The 20,614-nt window shown below is 36.6% G+C and carries 14 protein-coding genes and 2 tRNA genes; 10 read left to right on the top strand and 6 right to left on the bottom strand.

Features of this window, described 5'->3' with window-relative positions; all coding sequences use genetic code 11:
* Positions 1-93: 93 nt before the first annotated feature.
* Together JO950_RS14950 and JO950_RS14945 are read left to right on the top strand one after the other, a co-directional pair.
* Positions 94-831, top strand: coding sequence for a diphthine--ammonia ligase (locus JO950_RS14950; protein ID WP_202703382.1), 738 nt, complete (start codon positions 94-96; stop codon positions 829-831).
* A gap of 9 nt (positions 832-840) precedes the next feature.
* Complete coding sequence (locus JO950_RS14945; protein WP_202703381.1) at positions 841-1,344, top strand: hypothetical protein; 504 nt, start codon at positions 841-843, stop codon at positions 1,342-1,344.
* A 164-nt stretch (positions 1,345-1,508) separates the two neighbouring features.
* On the opposite strand, the gene JO950_RS14940 is transcribed toward JO950_RS14945, so the two are convergent.
* Positions 1,509-2,048: a DUF1697 domain-containing protein gene (locus tag JO950_RS14940; protein WP_202703380.1), complete on the bottom strand. Its 540-nt coding sequence runs from the start codon at positions 2,046-2,048 to the stop codon at positions 1,509-1,511.
* Positions 2,049-2,111: 63 nt separating this feature from the next.
* Positions 2,112-3,881 (bottom strand): hypothetical protein, encoded by a 1,770-nt coding sequence (locus tag JO950_RS14935; protein ID WP_202703379.1) that lies wholly within the window; start codon positions 3,879-3,881, stop codon positions 2,112-2,114.
* Between the two features lie 255 nt (positions 3,882-4,136).
* Between JO950_RS14935 and recG the strand changes: the two genes are divergently transcribed.
* On the top strand, positions 4,137-6,245 hold the full coding sequence (gene recG, locus JO950_RS14930; RefSeq protein WP_202703378.1) for an ATP-dependent DNA helicase RecG: 2,109 nt from the start codon (positions 4,137-4,139) through the stop codon (positions 6,243-6,245).
* Positions 6,246-7,047: 802 nt separating this feature from the next.
* On the opposite strand, the gene JO950_RS14925 is transcribed toward recG, so the two are convergent.
* The 3 genes from JO950_RS14925 to JO950_RS14915 all read right to left on the bottom strand — a co-directional run bounded on the left by JO950_RS14925 (position 7,048) and on the right by JO950_RS14915 (position 9,235).
* Positions 7,048-7,650, bottom strand: coding sequence for a PAS domain-containing protein (locus tag JO950_RS14925; protein WP_202703377.1), 603 nt, complete (start codon positions 7,648-7,650; stop codon positions 7,048-7,050).
* 102 nt (positions 7,651-7,752) lie between these two features.
* On the bottom strand, positions 7,753-8,607 hold the full coding sequence (locus JO950_RS14920; RefSeq protein ID WP_202703376.1) for a hypothetical protein: 855 nt from the start codon (positions 8,605-8,607) through the stop codon (positions 7,753-7,755).
* Positions 8,608-8,638: 31 nt separating this feature from the next.
* Positions 8,639-9,235 (bottom strand): thioredoxin fold domain-containing protein, encoded by a 597-nt coding sequence (locus tag JO950_RS14915; RefSeq protein WP_202703375.1) that lies wholly within the window; start codon positions 9,233-9,235, stop codon positions 8,639-8,641.
* A 711-nt stretch (positions 9,236-9,946) separates the two neighbouring features.
* Here JO950_RS14915 and JO950_RS14910 point away from each other — a divergent pair.
* The 5 genes from JO950_RS14910 to pheT all read left to right on the top strand — a co-directional run bounded on the left by JO950_RS14910 (position 9,947) and on the right by pheT (position 19,260).
* Positions 9,947-11,008 (top strand): efflux RND transporter periplasmic adaptor subunit, encoded by a 1,062-nt coding sequence (locus JO950_RS14910; RefSeq protein ID WP_202703374.1) that lies wholly within the window; start codon positions 9,947-9,949, stop codon positions 11,006-11,008.
* Between the two features lie 144 nt (positions 11,009-11,152).
* Entirely contained in the window at positions 11,153-14,248 is a 3,096-nt protein-coding gene (locus JO950_RS14905; RefSeq protein WP_070908116.1) for an efflux RND transporter permease subunit, read from the top strand.
* Positions 14,249-14,325: 77 nt separating this feature from the next.
* Positions 14,326-15,636, top strand: coding sequence for a TolC family protein (locus JO950_RS14900; RefSeq protein WP_202703373.1), 1,311 nt, complete (start codon positions 14,326-14,328; stop codon positions 15,634-15,636).
* A gap of 27 nt (positions 15,637-15,663) precedes the next feature.
* On the top strand, positions 15,664-16,527 hold the full coding sequence (locus JO950_RS14895) for a bestrophin family protein (protein WP_202703372.1): 864 nt from the start codon (positions 15,664-15,666) through the stop codon (positions 16,525-16,527).
* 312 nt (positions 16,528-16,839) lie between these two features.
* Positions 16,840-19,260: a phenylalanine--tRNA ligase subunit beta gene (gene pheT, locus JO950_RS14890; protein WP_202703371.1), complete on the top strand. Its 2,421-nt coding sequence runs from the start codon at positions 16,840-16,842 to the stop codon at positions 19,258-19,260.
* Positions 19,261-19,693: 433 nt separating this feature from the next.
* Here pheT and JO950_RS14885 read toward each other — a convergent pair whose 3' ends face one another.
* A complete protein-coding gene (locus JO950_RS14885; RefSeq protein ID WP_202703370.1) occupies positions 19,694-20,206 on the bottom strand; it encodes an adenine phosphoribosyltransferase in 513 nt (170 codons plus the stop codon).
* Positions 20,207-20,321: 115 nt separating this feature from the next.
* Between JO950_RS14885 and JO950_RS14880 the strand changes: the two genes are divergently transcribed.
* Both JO950_RS14880 and JO950_RS14875 read left to right on the top strand, forming a co-directional pair.
* Positions 20,322-20,395: transfer RNA gene (locus JO950_RS14880), tRNA-Arg, on the top strand.
* Between the two features lie 146 nt (positions 20,396-20,541).
* Positions 20,542-20,614 (top strand) — tRNA-Arg (locus JO950_RS14875).

The following is a 20,614-nucleotide window of genomic DNA, read 5'->3' as shown; positions in this document are numbered from 1 at the left end:
GAACCAAATTTGTGGGCGAAATTCCAAAGTTACAAAGGTTTGACAAACAAATCGAATGAAAGTTGTAAGTTTACCAGACAAAATTACAACAGCATGCCAATACCTAAAAAAGCTTTATTTAACTGGAGCAGCGGAAAAGATTCTGCTCTTGCCCTCTATAAAATTTTGCAAAATCCTGATTTCAAAATTGAATGTTTACTGACAAGTGTTAATCAGCAATACCAGCGAATTTCTATGCATGGTGTTCGTGTAGAACTGTTGGAAGCGCAAGCAAAAAGTCTCGGTTTACCTTTGAAAATCATGCAAATCCCGGAGATGCCCACGATGGAGACCTATGAAGGTGTTATGAATGAAACCTTAGCTGAATTAAAAAGTCTTGGAATCACACATTCCATTTTTGGCGATATTTTTCTGGAAGATTTGCGCAAGTATCGCGAGACTCAATTGGCTAAAATAGGTTTTGAAGGTGTATTCCCTCTTTGGAAAATTCCGACTCAGGATTTGATACAAGAATTCATTTCACTTGGATTTAAAACGATTGTGGTATGTGTAAACGAGCGGTTTTTAGATAAAAGTTTTGTGGGAAGAATTATCGATCAGGATTTCATTAACGACTTACCTGAAAACGTAGATGTTTGTGGTGAAAATGGTGAATTTCATACTTTTACTTTTGATGGGCCAATTTTCTCCGAACCTGTTCCTTTTGAAATTGGAGAAATTGTTTACCGCAAGTATGAAAAGCCTAAAACTCAGGAAACGTCAAACTCTGCTTGTGACACCAATTCCAGTGATGCTTTTGATTATGGATTTTGGTATTGCGATTTGATTTAAAACGAGAATATGTTCACGAAAGAAAATTCAGAAATAAAGAAAATTATATCTTTTCTTACTGAAATTGGAATAGATGTAATTGAAAAGGAATTGAATGACACTTTTCTGCCGGGTTTAGATTTAGGTCCGAATTGTGTTATTATTGATTATGATAAATTATTATATCCGGGTGATATTTTGCACGAAGCGGGGCATCTTGCCGTTACCAGTTCTTCCGACAGAAAACTCGTTGGAACCGAAAAAATAGCCTCTAACTGGCCCACTGAAGCCGAAGAAATGGCCGCTATTTTATGGTCATTTGCCGCATGTTCTCATTTAGAATTACCAATCGAGCTGGTTTTTCATCCTAATGGTTATAAAAATGATTCTGAATGGCTGATCTCTAATTTTACTTCAGGAAATTTTATTGGTCTGCCTTTTCTTGAGTGGATCGGTCTCGCTTTAGGAGTTGATAATGCTGCTAAGGAGGGAAAACCGGCTTTTCCGACGATGTTAAAATGGATGAGAGAGTAGATAGATTATTAGATCTTTAGATTGTTAGACTAGCTTAGACTACTTAGATCTTACGACGAATTAATTTCTAAAAACTAGTTCCGGGACTCTGTCTTTCGCGTTTCTTCAATCAAGATCCAACAATCTAAAGATCCAACAATCCAAAAATCTAAAGATCTAAAAACCTAAACATACATCTCCAGCAAATTGGTAACGGTATTCAGGTTACGCATTGTTCCTATTACATTTAGTTTTTTCTCAATGTATTTAAGTTCTAATCTTGTCTTTCCGGCACCTATATCATACTTAATATAGATTCTGTTTTCATCAATACTGGCTTCATCGGGCTTAAACTGACTGATTTTTAAATCGTGTATGCTTTCTTTTTTCAAAGCAATCGAAACAAAAACAATGTAGAGTTTCTTGATGTCAATATCTTTTTCTTTTAAAAATGGATTGTTAGAAAAGCACAATTCCAGGTCTTCTTTAGCAATTACAATCACAGGAACTTCATGTCCAAAAACTTTAAAAATCTCCTGTTTGATCATAAAACCTACTTTTGAAGCACTTTCTTCTTCTGTATCCACAAATACATTTCCGGACTGCAAGTAAGTGCGTACGTTTTGAAAGCCCATGTTTTCTAACATTGTCTTCAAAGCTTCCATTTTTATCATGTTGTGACCGGAAACGTTGATTCCGCGTAAAAGTGCTAAATGTGTAGTCATTTTTATAAATTTTATTCAAAGATAGAAATTTCGATTTTGTAGAGCTCTTGAACTCTCTGAGAATTACTCGTCGTTTTCGCCTATTTCAATATCAAAACTGATTAAGAAATCATTCAGTCGTTTTTTGTATTTCTTTTGAGCCTCGCTTACAATTTCTTCTGTTTCTTCATTGGTTTCTAACGCATCAAGACTGAACTCACTTTTAACCCATTGCTGAAACTCTTCCTTATATTCGTTCTCTTCATAATACTCTTCGTCTTTGTAAAAATAAGCCGAATCGAAATCAACTGAAATTTCGGTATCTAAAGTCAGAAGATGAATTAATTTACTGGTGTTTTCGGCTACTATATGAATACCTCCTTCATCGCCAAACACGACTATCGGGCAATCGTTTAAATCCTCATTTATCAGCCAGTAAGCATACGAACTTCCGGAACCGTTGGCTCCTGCAAACTCGATAAAACTATTGTAAAAGGCTTCTTTTTCCGACCATGTTTTTATACCGGTCTTGTCTTCTGTAATAGTCAAACCAAAACATTCCGAATAAGTTTCTGGGCCATATTCCTGCTCAAACTCGTACAGCTTTACTAAATCTGCCGGTAAAGCATACTTGCCAAACTGCACAGCAAATTCTTCCAGTGAAAAGCTGTTGTCGTATTCTTCATCTTCCTCCATTTCTTCACTTTCCTCTTCCTCTTCAGTCTCTGAAGTCAGAGAATAAAAAGCTTCTATTACAGCACGTTTTATGCAATAAAACTCTATTCCGTTTGTCGTTTCATCATTCATCCATTGGTATTTCGGATTCCCCTCTTCATCCAGATATTCGAGAATGAGTGTAATTTCTTCCGTATCATGACACCATAAACCACGCATCCTAATATTAAATCCGTTTCCAATTTCTTCTGAAAGCTGACTGTATTTCTTTCCTTCATAATCAAAAGAAACAAACAAATGTGTGGTATTTCCAATATTGCTGTAAAGCCTTTCCTCAGTTTTGAATTTTTCCATCTCAACTACCGTTTCTACGGCTTCTCTAAACTGAGCGCGAAAATCAGTATACAAATATTGATCTGATTTGCTCTGATCAACAATTGAAAGTCCTTTTTTAAAGCAATCATCATAGTAATTATTACCCAGGATCTCCGTACCATCATCGGAATATTCAATAAAAGAATCATTTACGATATCACTCAATCGGTGTGTCGAAGGAAGGTAATTTTCAATGATTACGATTGATCCGTCTGTATCCGTCAGATTACTGCAAATCAAAACATCAGGTCTGCCCACATTAACAATTGCCTGAACATTGGTAAAACGTTCAAAATGCATCCACATATCATCACTGTAGATCAACCAGGCGGTAACATCACCCTTTACAAAAAGTTCTCCATGATTGTATTCTCCTAAAAGTGAATCGCATTTTAAGCCGCCACCTAAATAATGTACACTTCCAAACAAGGTAATGTTTGCAGTAATTGTTTCTCCTAAAACGATCAGAGCAGGTGAATTATCTGTGTCAAAAGAACTAATAAGTTTTTTAACCGTTAGATTGCCTTTGAAAATAAATCCGAGTATAAAAACATCCTGATTTTCATCTGTACTGTAATCCATTTCAAACGTATCCATTTCGACATCATCTTCCGCTAAGAGAAATATAGGATTGTCTTCGTAATCCGGAAAACGCCAGGTATCTTCAAAAACATTGTATATTTTTTGATTGTTAAAATCAGTAAGATCGCCAATAATAGTATGTGCTTCAGGTCGGTTAATCACCTTGAAAGTCACACCGGCAAAATTCATGGTTTCAAAAGGAACTTTTTCTTCGTTAGTCATTATAAAGGGGTTTGGTCTAAAAACATCTGAACAAATCTACTCAATATCTTTATTTATTAAAATAGCCAATGAATTATTTCAGACTTTCAAATTTCCCAATTAAAATTTATCTTCGCAGTTATGAAAGCGATTTGAAAATAGAAAATAGAGCAAAGAGGCGAGATTATAGATTTTGCTCTAAAATCTTGTCTCTTTGTTCTATACTCATTGTTCTTTGCTCTATACTCTAAAAATCTAAAATCTACAATTACCGAAATGTCCAACAATCTCCTTGAAACCCCCATTGAATACCTAAAAGGCGTTGGTCCCAGTCGTGGTCAGCTGCTTCGAAAGGAACTTGGGATTCATAAATACGGAGATTTGGTTAATTTTTTCCCGAACAGATATATAGACCGAACGCGTTATTATAAAATTAATGAACTTCAGAATACAGGATCTGAGGTGCAGATTATTGGAAAAATAATCAATATTAAAACCGTCGAATTTGCAAAGAATAAAAAACGACTTGTAGCTACTTTTGTTGATGACACGGGGCAAATAGATCTAAATTGGTTTCAAGGGCATAAATGGATTCGTGAAAGTCTGAAACTGAATGAGGTTTGTGTGATTTTTGGAAAATGTTCGCTATACGGAAGTCAATTTAGTATGGCACATCCGGAAATTGAATTGTGGAGCGAACATGAAAGAAGTCTTCGTTCGGCCATGCAGCCTGTATATCCTTCCACCGAAACACTGGCTAATAAAGGGATTTCGAACCGTACCATTAACAAACTAATGGAACAGCTGTTTCTGGAAACTCAGGCTCTATTTACCGAAACTTTTCCAGCTTATCTAATCGAGGAACTACGGCTTATTTCTAAAAGAGCCGCTTTATTCAACATTCATTTTCCGAAAAGCACTGATGCTTTAGCGAAAGCGCAATACCGACTAAAATTCGAGGAATTGTTTTTTATACAACTTCAATTAATCACTAAAAACCTTATTCGAAAGCATAAAATAAAAGGACATCCTTTTACTACGGTAGGAACGTTTTTTAATGAATTTTATCAGAATCATTTACCTTTTAGCCTCACAAATGCTCAAAAGAGAGTAATCAAAGAGATTCGTTCTGATATGGGAAGCAATGCCCAGATGAACCGATTGCTGCAGGGAGATGTGGGGTCCGGAAAAACAATTGTGGCTTTTATGAGTATGCTTTTGGCGATAGACAATGGTTTTCAGGCGTGCTTAATGGCTCCTACAGAAATCCTTGCCAATCAGCATTTTATCGGTTTATCTGAATTAGCTAAAACGCTAAATATCAACATAAAACTCTTAACAGGTTCAAGTAAAACTGCAGCCCGAAAAATAATTCACGAAGAACTGGAAAACGGAAGTTTGCAAATTTTAATTGGTACACATGCACTACTGGAAGACAAGGTAAAATTTCAGAATCTGGGACTCGCTGTAATTGACGAACAGCATCGTTTTGGCGTAGAACAGCGTTCGAAATTGTGGAAGAAAAACGAAATTCCTCCGCACGTTTTGGTTATGACCGCTACTCCTATTCCGAGAACTTTGGCAATGAGTTTATATGGGGACTTAGATATTTCTGTAATTGACGAATTACCTCCCGGACGAAAACCAATTCAAACGGTTCACCGATACGACAGTAATCGTTTGAAAGTCTGGAAATTCCTGCGTGATGAAATTGCATTAGGGAGACAGATTTATATTGTTTATCCGTTGATTCAGGAATCAGAAAAAATGGATTTTAAAGATCTGATGGACGGTTATGAGAGTATTTCTCGTGATTTTCCATTACCTCAATACGCTATTTCTATCCTGCATGGCAAAATGAAACCTGCTGATAAAGATGCTGAGATGAAACGTTTTTCTGAAGGTAAAACCAATATCATGGTAGCCACCACTGTAATTGAGGTTGGTGTTAACGTTCCTAATGCCAGTGTAATGATCATTGAAAGCGCAGAACGTTTTGGTCTGTCGCAATTGCATCAGCTGCGTGGACGTGTAGGACGTGGAGCCGAACAGAGTTATTGTATTCTGATGACGAGTTTCAAATTAAGTTCCGACAGTAAAACACGAATGGAAACCATGGTTCAGACCAATGATGGTTTTGAAATCGCCGAAGTAGATCTTAAACTACGCGGCCCGGGTGATTTGATGGGAACACAACAAAGCGGCGTTCTAAATCTTCAAATTGCCGATATTGTCCGCGACAGGGATATTCTAGGTATGGCACGTAATTATGCCATGAAAATCCTAAAAGAGGACGCACCGTTACAAAAACCAGAACACGCCATATTAAAGGCTGTTTTTATCGAACTGACCAAGAAGAAAAACATTTGGAATTATATTAGTTAAGGTTCTAAGGTTCTAAGGTACTAAGGTTCTAAGGTTCTAAGGTGCTGAGATGTTAAGATACTGATATTGTGTTTTACTACGGATATTCTAAACAAGAACGCTATGGTCATCCTGAGCGAAGTCGAAGGCTTATGGAAACTAAATCAAATACAGCTATTGCGGTCACCCTGAGCGGAGTCGAAGGCTTATGAAAACTAAACTAAATACCGCTATACTACGGTCAACCTGAGCGGAGTCGAAGGCTTTTGAAAACTAAAATAAACACAGCTATACTACGGTCAACCTGAGCGGAGTCGAAGGCTTTTGAGAACTAAACCAAATACAGTTATACTACGGTCATCCTGAGCGGAGTCGAAGGCTTATGAAAACTAAAATAAATACAGCTATACTACGGTCACCCTGAGCGAAGTCGAAGGCTTATGAAAACTAAATCAAATACAGCTATTGCGGTCGCCCTGAGCGGAGTCGAAGGCTTATGAAAACTAAACCAAATATCGCTATACTTTGTTCACCCTGAGCGGAGTCGAAGGCTTTTGAAAACTAAACTAAATACAGCTATACTTTGGTCACCCTGAGCGAAGTCGAAGGCTTATGAAAACTAAACCAAATATCGCTATACTTTGGTCACCCTGAGCGAAGTCGAAGGCTTATGGAAATTTATAAAAAAAAATATACTTCATTGTGGTAAAGGCCAAGCTTTTAACAACTGATGTTTTTGGTGATTTGAATTCGTTGGGGGACAAATTCTTCTAAGTTGAATGCTTATCTTTTACAATGAAGTATATGTAACCTAGTTAAAGTTCTATTTTTTAGGAGCTGCTTTTTTTTCAAACAGACCACTAAAAAGTCCTTTGCTTATTTTGTTCTTATCGTCTTTTCCTGTCGCAATCAAATGATCGATGTACTCCATATACGTTTTTTTGCGTTCTTCTAAAAAGCCAATCAAATAATCTTCGGCAGCACCCATTCCGCTTACCTCCTCAATATGCAGCAGTTTTTTATACAGAGGATCAATAAACTTGGTAATGATTTCTTCCGGCACAGCTTTTCTTGTTCCGAAGTAACCAACAATTTCACCATCACCATCTGCAATGATTTTAAAATCGGTTACCACCCAATAAAATCGTCCCGTTTTAGACATGTTTTTGATAATGACATGGATATTCTGACTTGATTTAATACTATCCCATAGAAATTTAAAAATAACTCTCGGCATATCCGGATGACGGACAATATTATGAGCGTGACCGATTAATTCGTGCTCATCATATCCCGAAACATCAATAAATGCCTCATTTGCATATAAAATGGTTCCTTTTGTATCTGTTTTACTTAATAATACTTTTGTTTTGTTCCAGTCGACTTCTCTGTCGGATGGAGTCGGGCGAGTAATTCTGTTGTCCATAAATCCTGTATTTAAAATTAATAAGCAATACCATTTTTTATCTTAGGCCTGTATTTTAAAATGTATAAATCACTGATTTAAAACACACTGCAAGTTGTTGTTTTAATTCCTGCTATCAGTAGATTTCACATGAATATCGTTTACCAGGTCGTCAATTCTCTTGGCGCTTTCACGCATCATCTCCAGATAATTCAATAATTTATCATTGTCTGTGTGTCCTTTGGAAACGTCAATAAGTTTAAGCACAGAGCTTACTGGTAATTTCAAATCCAGTGTAGTTCTGTGAATGAAATCATTATAATCTTTAGTAGCGGTTAGTGAACTGTACTTTGCAGAAGCCAGCTTCATGTTTTCTAATTCGTATTCGTCTGAAATTTTAGAAATGTGGTTTTGACTGTGTTCTTTAAAATAATACGCCCAATACCCATTCATAAAAAATACCACTGCCGCCAAGACGACGTGAATTACAAAGGTTTCCACATCAAAATTAACCTGTGAAAAATACAATTGTAATCCTTTTGGGTCGTTGAAAACCTGATTTTGCAAATACGCCAAAGCCCCATGATGCAAGACCACCAAAAGTGTCAAAGGAATCTGGAGCTTCCAGTTTTGATAGATAATTAAAATTGTACTGGCAATAAAAACGGTAAAATGCATCTCAAACAAACCATGCATTTGATAGATGTACTGTGCCATAAATATGGCCAAAACAATAGCCAGCACATACTGGTAAAAGTTAGATTTTTTAAAGAAAAACTTTGCCGAATAATACAACAGCAAATTTAAAACACCTACTCCTACTCCGATTTCAAACGTATCATATTTAAAAGCTAAAGCAATTCCAAACAGAAAATAAATCGCTAAAACATAATTGACAATGGTGTCCGATCGTTGGGTCATCGTAGACATGAAATTGTGCAAATAATCTTGTTCATTCAAACTGGCTCTTGTTTTCATAAATTAAAATGATTTTGGTTAAGAATTTGGTTTATTTATTGCATTTTGGTAACGAGCATCCATAAGCTCTCAGAGCTAAAACATCAAACGAAGGAGAATGATGCTGTTTCAATAAGGAATCAATTGCTATTTGCGCATAATTACTGTCGGCATTGGTACAATACCTGGTTTTATTGTAGTTCCCACGATAATACAAATTCTGAGAAGCATCCAGAAGAACAGCCTGCGGGGTTGAGAATACACCACAACTTTTCGCTATAGCCTGATCGAAATAAACCGGAATTTCAGCATCAAATTTTTTCTGAATTTCGGCTATAGTGAAAGACCTCTCTTTGTTGAGCACCACAATTTTAAAATTAATCCGGTCACCATACTTTTTAATGAGTTCCGAAACATGAGGAATGTTAAACCGAGAACAAGGACAGTCGGGATTGAAGAAATGGATAAAAATGGGTTTTCGATCTGCCAAACAACATTTTAAATCAATCTTGCTTCCTAGAGCTATCGCTTTGAAATTTTGAGGAACCGGCGTAGGTAAACTGTATTTAAATTCATTCTGCCAGAAGAGAAATGAGATAGCAACAACCAACAATGCCATCCATAAACCAACAAGTAATTTTTTCAGCATAAACAAGTAAATTTGGTGTTGAAACTTAAAAAATGTCTAAACAGTTGTTAACTACACTGCTTATTTATTTAACTATTTTAACTTTAAATCAAATAAAAAACCTACACATTTTAACGCTTAACTCTCAAAAACATTATTAGTCCTTAAAAAACAGATCATTTTGTTTAAGCCTATCAATGTTACGAATAAAATCGATAAAGTGCAAATAAAATCGGACAAAATGCTTCGAAAATCATCTTTAACGGATTTTTTTGATTTGCAGAAACCGTAATTCTACCCTTTTTGTGGGTAAAACCATAGAAAAGAAGTTTTAAAAGGATGTAAACTTTAACTTATTTAACCCGTTGGATATAATCATTCTTTAACAGGTACATACATAGAATTAATATTTTTAAATCAGGCGTTTGACTTATTTTGAACACAGCTGCAACTATGGTTTCTTTTTATATACTTTTATATATCCCGATGCATCGGGATTATGCATTAAGTAATTTTTATATTATTTAAAACCAACGAGTTGATTATTTATTTTGTTTTTTTTAGTTCCTGTATTAAACCTTGGTGCAGAAAAAGAGTCTAAGTTTAGTTTTATGTAATGTTTGTACGTACAAATGTTAAATAAAAGCTAAGCTCTCCAGATTTCACAACAAAAAGTTAAATTTGTGTGCTTACTCAAAACATACACCAAAAAAATACCTTTACCTCAAGTTTATGAAAGTAAAAAACTTAGTTTACGCCCTACTGATCATCGTATTAGGAGGTTTTATTGCCTACAGAGTCGTGTCGAATAAAAAGAAAAACGACGAATCGAAAAAGTTTGGAGACAAAGATACTCCTACTACTGTAACCGGAATAGTTGTTAAAACTGCAACCTTCGACAACAACCTGTCACTATCAGGTTCTATTGAAGCCAATGAACAAATTGAAATTCGAAGTGAAGTTTCCGGAATTGTGGAAGGGATTTACTTCAATGAAGGCAGTTTTGTAAACAAAGGACAGGTACTTTTTAAAGTAAATGACATCGAATTAAAAGCACAACTTAGACAAGCCGTAACCCGTGAAGGTCTGGCTGCTGAAAATGAGAGAAGAGCAAAATTATTGCTTCAGAAGGAAGCTATCAGTCAGGAAGAGTTTGACGTTGCGAAAGCCGATCATGCTTCTGCACAGGCACAAAGTCAGTTAATCAGAGCTCAAATTGCCAAAACTTCCGTTAAAGCTCCGTTTTCAGGAAAAGTTGGTTTGCGTTCAATTTCTCCGGGCACCTACATCACTCCTACCGTTCTGGTTGCCAAACTGGTAAATACCGGTAAACTAAAAATTACATTTTCGATACCTGAAAAATATGCTTCACAAGTAAAATCCGGATCAACTATCGATTTTTCCGTTTCAGGTTCCGATAAAGTCTATACAGCAAAAATATACGCCATCGAGCCGGAAGTCGAAGTTGCTACACGTACACTGCAAATTCGTGCTATTGCTGATAACGTTGACGGAAAGCTTTTCCCAGGAACTTTTGCCGATGTAAAACTGCCTCTAAACATTGTAAAAGATGCCATTGTGGTGCCTTCAGAAGCTATAATTCCGGTACAAAGCGGTAAGAAAGTATACATTGCCAATATGGGTAAAGCCAAAGAAGTGATGGTTGACGCTACGACAAGAACAGACTCTTCTATTTTAATTCTGTCAGGACTAAAAGCCGGAGATACTCTAATTACCAGTGGCGTAATGTCACTTAAAAATGAGGCGCCAATAAAAGTGAATGTAAAAAAATAGAAAATGTAAAATGTGAGTTGTGAAATGTATGACGTCTAACGGGATACTTAATACGCTCCAATCTATTTTCTATATTCCATACTCTTTTGTCCGCTATTCAAAAAAAAAATCTAAAATCTAAAATCTAAAATCAGAAATAACAGTATGAGTTTATCAACAACCAGTATAAAAAGACCTGTTTTAACCATCGTACTGAATCTTTTAATTATTCTATTCGGTTTCATTGGTTATACCTTTTTAGGTGTTAGGGAATTTCCTTCGATCGACCCTGCGCAGGTTTCTATCCGAACCAACTATACCGGAGCCAATTCCGACATTATAGAATCTCAGATCACAGAGCCTCTTGAAAAAGCGGTTAACGCAATTGATGGGATTCGAAACATAACTTCTTCCAGTAATCAGGGAAGCAGCAACATCACCATTGAATTTAATCTGGATAAAAATCTGGAAGAAGCAGCAAACGACGTTCGTGATAAAGTTTCTCAAGCCATCAGAAGTTTGCCGCAGGATATTGACGCCCCACCGGTAGTCTCCAAAGCAGATGCCGATAGTGATGCCATTATTTCGATGACCGTGCAAAGTGACACCAGAAGTTCTCTGGAACTGAGTGATTATGCCGAAAATGTGATTTCACAACGTTTGGAAACCATTCCCGGAGTCAGCGGTGTTCAAATCTGGGGGCAAAAACGCTACGCTATGCGTTTGTGGATTGACCCTGTAAAACTTACCGCTTATAAATGTACCGTATCTGATGTTCGCAATGCTTTAAACTCCCAAAACGTTGAATTGCCTTCAGGAAAACTAACAGGAAACAATACCGAATTAACCGTAAAAACGGTTGGTAATCTTTCAAAACCGGAAGAATTCAACAACATTATCATTCGTACTAACGGAGATAAGATTGTTCGTTTAAGCGACATTGGAGGAGCTGAATTAGGTCCTGAAAACATCGAAACAAAATTGAGTCAATCCGGTTTACCTATGATTGGTCTTGCTATAGTACCAATGCCGGGAGCCAACTATCTGGACATTTCATCTGAATTTTACAAAAAGTATGAAGCCTTAAAGAAGGATCTTCCAAAAGATATCAAACTGAATATTGCACTGGACAATACAATCTTTGTAAAAAAATCAGTATTAGAAGTTGCCGAAACTTTAGGGATATCCATTATTCTGGTAATCATTATTATTTACTTGTTTTTCAGAGACTGGGCTATTGCATTCAGACCATTAATTGATATTCCTGTTTCCTTGATTGCGACGTTTTTTATCATGTGGCTTTTCGGATTTTCGATCAACGTATTGACTCTGCTTGCGATTGTTTTAGCCACCGGTCTGGTGGTCGACGACGGTATTGTTGTGACCGAGAATATCTTCAAGAAAGTTGAAGAAGGCATGTCGCCAATTGAAGCCGCGATTAAAGGATCTAATGAAATATTCTATGCCGTAATCTCGATTTCGGTAACCCTTGCAGCCGTATTTTTACCGGTCATATTTTTAGAAGGATTTGTAGGCCGACTCTTTAGGGAATTTGGGGTCGTCATTGGAGCTGCCGTTTTAATCTCGGCTTTTGTATCGCTGACTTTAACACCAATGCTTAATGCCTATTTGATGAAAGGCGGAGAGCAGAAAAAATCTAAATTCTACGTCAAAACCGAGCCTTTCTTTGAGAAACTAAACAGCGGTTATGCCGACTCTTTGAATCGTTTTATCGCAAAAAAATGGCTTAGTTTCCCTATTCTGATTGCTTGTTTTGGATTGATCTATTTGTTTTTTACCATACTGCCAAAAGAAACTGCGCCTTATGACGATCGTAGTTCTGTGACCATGCGTATGACTACACCTGAAGGATCCTCTTACGAATACACCGATCGTTTTATGCAGGAAATCTCGAGATTGGTAGACGATTCTATTCCGGAGAAAAAAGTGAGTCTGGTTATTACTGCACCGGGTTTTGGAGCTTCGGCCACGAACTCAGGTTTTATCCGACTTTCATTAGTTGAACCGGATCAGAGAAAAAGATCTCAGAAGGATATTGCGGATCAATTGACCAAAATGACCAAACGATATCCGGATGCTAAAACATCCGTTATTCAACAGCCAACCATTGCTGTAAACCGTCGTGGAGGATTACCGATTCAGTATATCATTCAGGCTCCGAATTTTGAGAAACTGAGAGAAAAAATCCCGGTTTTTATGGAAGAAGTGGGTAAAAGTGACGTTTTCTCGGTTACCGATGTGAATTTAAAATTCAACAAACCCGAAATCAACGTAAGTATTGATCGTGAAAAAGCAGAGAGTTTAGGAATTTCGATTCTTGACATTGCACAAACGTTACAGCTTTCTTTAAGTGGACAGCGTTTTGGGTATTTCATTAAGAACGGAAAACAGTATCAGGTAATTGGTCAGTTTGATCAAAAAGACCGTTCGAAACCGCTGGATCTGACTTCTATGTTTGTAAAAAATAAAAGCGGAGAATTGATCCAGATGGACAACGTGGTTAAAATTGAAGAACAAAGTAATCCGCCTCAATTGTACCACAACAACCGTTATATGTCGGCAACCGTTTCTGCAGGTTTAGCACCGGGAAAAAGTATCAGCGACGGTATTCAGGAAATGGACAGAATCAAAGCAAAAGTACTTAACGATACTTTCACCACTGATTTAAGTGGAGAGTCGAGAGACTTTGTTGAGAGTAGTTCAAACACTTCTTTCGCCTTCGGATTAGCCTTATTGCTGATCTTTTTAATTCTTGCTGCACAGTTTGAGAGTTTTATCGATCCGCTTATCATCATCTTAACCGTACCAATGGCGGTTGCCGGAGCGTTATTCTCATTATGGCTCTTCAATCAAACCTGGAATATCTTTAGCCAGATTGGAACGGTAATGCTTATCGGATTGGTGACGAAGAATGGTATTTTGATTGTAGAATTTGCTAATCAGCTTCGCGAACAAGGAAAACCAAAACTGGAAGCTATTTTAGAAGCCTCAGAAGCACGTTTGCGTCCAATTTTAATGACAAGTTTGGCGATTGCTTTAGGAGCTTTGCCAATTGCAATGTCACTTGGTGCTGCCTCTACGAGTAGAATTGGTATGGGAGTTGTAATTGTTGGAGGTACCATCTTTTCGTTGGCTCTAACCCTATTTGTGATTCCTGCTATTTATTTAATGTGGTCCAAAGCGAGAAAACATTATCCTGAATTTGATCATATTGATGAATATGAAAGAAACACGAAATAATTGATATAAAATCTGAAACCATATAGAAGCTGCGAATCTCTTCTGAAAAAGTCGAATCGCAGCTAATCCTTCATCACATGAAAGCTAAAATAATAGTAACAAGTCTCGTTTTATTGTTGTTCTGTACAACAAAAAGCAGTGCGCAGGAAGTCTTAACCATTGAAGACGCCATGAAGATCGCCTTAGAGAATAATTTCGAAATTAAGATTGCCAAAAACAGCCTTAAAATAAACGAAACCAATGTAACAGTTGGAAACGCCGGAATGCTGCCAAGGGCCACGGCTTCGGTAACCGATAATAACAGTGTTACCAATTCCTCGCAAACACGTCAGGACGGAACTACAACCTCTTTACGAAATGCCAAAAATAACAGTTTAGCCTACGGTGTTAGTTTGGGATGGACCGTTTTTGACGGAATGAAAATGTTTGCCAAACTGGATCAGCTTAAAGAATTGCAAAAACTGGGTGATTCTGAAATGAAAAGAGTGATATTGGTCAAAATCGGACAGGTCAACAGCGCTTACTTTGATTTGGTACAACAACAGCAGCAACTGTCTGCATTAGACACCACAATTGTAATTTCGAACCAAAGATTAACGCTGGCTCAAAACCGTTTCAGCATTGGAAAAGCATCAAAACTGGAAGTTTTAAATGCGCAGGTTGATTTAAATTCAGATCAGGTTGCTTTATTGAGACAAAAAGAATCCTATGCCAATGCTAAAATCTTACTCAACCAATATTTGGCACGTGATCCTAAAATAAATTTCACCGTAACCAATGTAGTTGCTGTGGATAATAAACTCGTTTTAGTTGATTTAATAGAATTGGCTCACAAGCAAAATCCGGCTTTAGAATCTCAGATTATCAACAAACGTATTGCGGAACTTCAGCTTAAACAAGTAAAAGCAGACCGTTATCCGGTGGTAAATCTGACTTCAGGATACAACTTTAACGAAAGTCAGTCCAGTCTTGGATTTACAAGTCAGAACTCTTCTAAAGGTTTTAACTATGGTTTTAATGCCACTTTAAACCTTTTTGACGGGTTCAATCAACACCGAAATGAAAAGGTAGCAAAACTACAGATCGAAAACTCACAAATTGCGATTGAACAGCAAAACATGATCCTCGATACTCAGTTAAGTACCGCTTTTCAAACGTATTTAACCAATTTAGAATTGATTGGATTGGAAGAAGACAACGTAACGATTGCCAAACAAAATTTAGATATTACTTTAGATAAATTCAGAATTGGAACTATTACAACGCTTGATTTCAGAACGGCTCAATTAAACTATGTAAATGCTAAAGTACGCTACAGCAATGCACAATTTCAGGCAAAATTATCTGAGATTGCGTTGAAAGAATTGGCCGGGAATATCAATTTTTAAAGTAAATTTGTTTCAAAACAAGTCCAAATGATCTCATACAACACCAAAGATTGGTTCACTTTTATTTTTCATTTTCATAAATCGGATACCGTTAGAAAACTACTTCCGGTTATGATTGCGATCGGAATTTATTCTTCGATTGTAGGGTATTTGGAAGTCTCGTATTTTAAAATTGGCAAAAACGACTATATCCACAACATCCCGATCATGCATGGGATGTTGGGTTTTGTAATCTCATTGTTATTGGTTTTTAGAACCAATACGGCCTACGATCGTTGGTGGGAAGGTCGAAAACTTTGGGGAGGTCTTGTTAACAATAGCCGAAATCTGGCCATTAAACTTTCAGTCATGCTGAAAGAAGAAAATGATAAAAAATTCTTTAGAAAGTTTATTCCTGCCTACGCTTCCGTATTGCACAAACACCTGCATGATTCCGATACCGGAAAGCAGCTTTTTGAAGATGTAGATTTAGAAATTGATCACCACAAACACAAACCAAATCAGGTTAAAAGAATAATTTTTCAAAAAATAAACGATCTGTATGAAGATAAAAAAATCAGCGGAGAACAGCTTATTACTTTAAACGAAGAGTTGCAATCATTTACAGACATTTGTGGTGCCTGCGAGCGAATCAAAAACACCCCTATCCCCTACTCTTACAGCGCTTTTATCAAGAAGTTTATCTTCTTCTACACCATGACACTTCCTTTTGGTTATTCGGTAAGTTTAGGCTATTATGTAGCTCCGGTTGTGGTTTTCATCTTTTATGTACTGGCAAGTTTAGAACTTATTGCCGAAGAAATCGAAGACCCGTTTGGCGATGATGAAAACGATCTGCCAACAAAAAAGATCTCCGAAAACATTAAAAAACACATTGAAGAGTTAATTTAATCAAACAATATAAATACCTGACAATCAATGTAGTAAGTCTTTTTAAAAGAAATTAATACATAAAAAAAATAGTTTCTATTTACTGAAAGAACATATAAAAGAAATACAATTCTCTCCCATATGCTATGCGATTTGCTCCAAGTGAAACGCCTTATTTGAAGATGTAAAATTATGTTTCTCGGTGTTAAAAAGAGACTTAGATATTCTAAAATTTCTCTCTGAAAGAATAGTCCGAAAAAAGCAAATAAATTGTTTCTTACTACAATGTGCAATTCTTATATTTGTAACCTCATACAAGAATAAAAAAGCAAAATGAAAATATCTTACAATTGGTTAAAACAATTTATTAAAACGGACTGGCCGTCTGATCAAACTTCAGAGCTACTAACGGATTTAGGGCTTGAAGTAGAAGTTGTCGAAAAATACCAGTCGATCAAAGGCGGTTTACAAGGTGTTGTTGTGGGGCATGTATTGACCTGCGAAAAACATCCTGATGCCGACAGATTAAAAGTTACCACTGTAAATATTGGTTTAGAAGCTCCTATTCAAATTGTTTGCGGAGCTGCTAATGTGGCTGCGGGACAAAAAGTACCTGTTGCTACAATTGGAACCGTTCTATACGATAAAGAAGGTGCTGAATTCACCATTAAAAAAGGAAAGATTCGTGGAGTAGAAAGTCACGGAATGATTTGTGCCGAAGATGAATTAGGTCTGGGAACAAGTCATGACGGAATTATGGTTTTAGCTGAAGGATTAGTTCCGGGAACTCCTGCTGCGGAAGTTTTTAAAGTTGTCAACGATGAAGTTTTCGAAATTGGATTGACTCCAAATCGTGCAGATGCTATGAGTCACCTGGGTACTGCCCGTGATTTAAGAGCCGGAATGCTGCAGCGTGGTGTAAATATCGAATTAATTACACCATCAGTGAGCAATTTCAGAGTAGACATGCGTACTTTAAAAATTGACGTTACGGTTGAAGAGCCTCTTTTGGCACCGAGATATTGCGGAGTAACTATCTCCGGAATTACGGTTAAAGAATCTCCAGCCTGGTTACAAGATCGTCTTAAAGCAATCGGACTGACTCCTAAAAATAATATTGTCGATGTTACTAATTATGTTTTACACGAATTAGGACAGCCATTACACGCTTTTGATGCGGCGAAAATCAATGGAAAAGTAATTGTAAAAACACTTCCTGAGGGCACTAAATTTGTGACTTTAGATGATGTAGAAAGAACCTTGCACAAAGAAGATTTAATGATTTGTGACGAAAAAGGGCCACTTTGTATTGCGGGTGTTTTTGGAGGTAAAAAATCCGGAGTTTCAGAAGGAACTACCGCTATATTCTTAGAAAGTGCTTATTTCGATGCTGTTAGCGTGCGTAAAACCGCTAAAAGACACGGACTAAATACGGATGCTTCTTTTAGATTTGAAAGAGGAATTGACCCAACCATTACAGAATATGCCTTAAAACGTGCAGCACTTTTAATTCAGGAAGTAGCCGGAGGAAAAATCACTTCTGATGTCATAGAAGTTTACCCTAAAAAAGTAGAAGATTTTTCAGTTTTATTGAATTTCAGCCACGTTTCGAAAATTATTGGGCAAGAAATTCCAAAAGATACCATCAAAAAAATTCTGGTTTCTTTAGATATAAAAGTAAACAGCGTTTCAGATTCAGGTTTAGGTTTAACGATCCCTGCTTACCGTGTAGATGTACAGCGTGAAATTGATGTGATCGAAGAAATTCTGAGAGTTTACGGATACAACAACATTAATTTTTCTAAAAAATTCAATGCGACAGTTGCTAATTCTCCAAGAACAGAAGATTATAAGGTTCAAAATGTAATTGCTTCTCAGCTGAACTCTCAAGGGTTTCACGAAATGATGGCCAATTCATTAACCACAGCCACATATGCAAAATTATCTTCTGCTTTAAAAGAGGAGCACAATGTTACGATTCTGAACCCTTTAAGCAGTGATTTATCGACGATGCGTCAGTCTTTGCTGTTTTCAGGTTTAGAAGCTATTTCGTATAACATCAACAGAAAGAATTCGGATTTAAAACTATTTGAATTTGGTAAAACGTATCATAAATATCTTAACGGATATGAGGAGCACAAACATCTTACTTTGTTAATTTCAGGAAACAGAAACAAAGAAAGCTGGACCAATCCCCAAAAAGCAACGGATTTCTTCTTACTAAAAGGATATGTAAGAGGCGTATTATCACGTTTAGGAATTGATAAAATCACCAATGCTCCGGTACAATCGGATGTTTTCGCAGAAGGAACGGCAATTTGCTACAACAGCGAGACATTAGTAGAGATAGGTATTGTTAAAAAGCCAATATTGAAACATTTCGGAATCAAACAAGATGTTTACTTTGCTGATTTCAACTGGGATTTGATTCTAAAAATCATTACCGGAAAGATTAAGTATACTGAAATTCCAAAATATCCTGAAGTTCGAAGAGATTTGGCTTTACTGATTGATAAAAGTACCACTTACGAAAGTATTTTCAACCTTGCGAGACAAGCAGAGAAGTCTCTTTTAAAAGATATTAACCTGTTTGATGTTTATGAAGGAAATAAACTTCCGGAAGGCAAAAAATCGTACGCTTTGAGTTTTACCATTCAGGACAACACTAAAACGCTTACGGACGTCCAAATTGACAAAATCATGTCGAAATTACAGCAGACTTTCGAAACTGAACTTGGAGCAACCTTGAGATAAAGAATAATTCCTATATACTATAAATCCCAATTCTGAATCTAATTTAGAATTGGGATTTTTTTTATCTGTTTTTAAATTTTACTCTTTAGACAATTTCACTAGTTTGAGAGAGGATATTGGATATAGGATTTTTGATTAACGATTGATGATTTCAGATCTCATAGACCATATACAATCAACAACCTTACCATTCAGTACTATCAAATCTGAAATCAAAAAACGTTAATCTTCATTCTGAAATCTAATTAACTATTATACAATTTCTTTACGTCAAGGAGAATCAACGATTTTTGATTAACAATTTTTGATTAACGATTTCTGATTTCAGATTTTAGATTTCAGATTTTAGAGACCATATATAATCAGCAACCTCACCATTTAGCCCTATCAAATCAGAAATCAAAAAATCGTTAATCTTCATTCTAAAATCTACTTAATAGGTGATCGCAGCAAATACAGGATAGTTGCTAATTTTCTCTCTTCCGTTCAAAAAACTTAGCTCCATTAGGAAATTGCATTGTACGATCTCTCCTCCTAGTTGTTCTACCAATTCACAAACGGCTTTTGCAGTTCCTCCTGTGGCCAAAACATCATCGTGAATCAACACCCTGTCTCCTTTCTTTATGGCGTCTGTGTGCATCTCTAAACTGTCTGTGCCGTATTCGAGTTCGTACGAAGCCGAAATCGTGTCGTAAGGCAGCTTATTTGGCTTCCTTACCGGAACAAAGCCTGCATTCAATTCCTGAGCCAGTAATATCCCAAAGAAAAAGCCCCGGCTTTCGGCTCCCACCACTTTATCGATTTTGAGCCCTTTTAAAGATTCAGCCAAAATAAAAACGGTTTCTTTTCTCGCAATAGGGTCATTGAGCAGTGGTGTGATGTCTTTGAACAAAATTTCTTTTTTCGGAAATCCTTGAATATCACGTATATATTTTTCAATCTGCATTTTTTTTCATTTTTATGTTATTTCATACTTGCATATCTCACATTTATGCCTATCTTTGCACCCGCAATAAGCAATCAACAAAGCTACTGAAAAATAGCTGAATTGAAAAACAAAAGGCCTCGTGGCGCAACTGAATAGCGCATCTGATTACGGCTCAGAAGGTTACTGGTTTGAATCCAGTCGAGGTCACAAATATAGGCAAAGGATAAAAATATCTTTTGTCTTTTTTTTTCTCTTTAATTCCTTATTGAAGAAATAGACATATGCTTATTTTTGCATCGGCAATAAGCAATCAACAAAGCTGCTAAAAAGTAGTCCAATTGAAAAAACAAAAAGGCCTCGTGGCGCAACTGAATAGCGCATCTGATTACGGCTCAGAAGGTTACTGGTTTGAATCCAGTCGAGGTC

Origin of the sequence: Flavobacterium sp. UGB4466, from assembly GCF_903469665.1 — a bacterium.
GTDB classification, from domain to species: Bacteria; Bacteroidota; Bacteroidia; order Flavobacteriales; family Flavobacteriaceae; genus Flavobacterium; species Flavobacterium lipolyticum.
The sequence above is the reverse complement of the archived record's forward strand: the minus strand, read 5'-3'. Positions and strand labels throughout refer to the sequence as shown.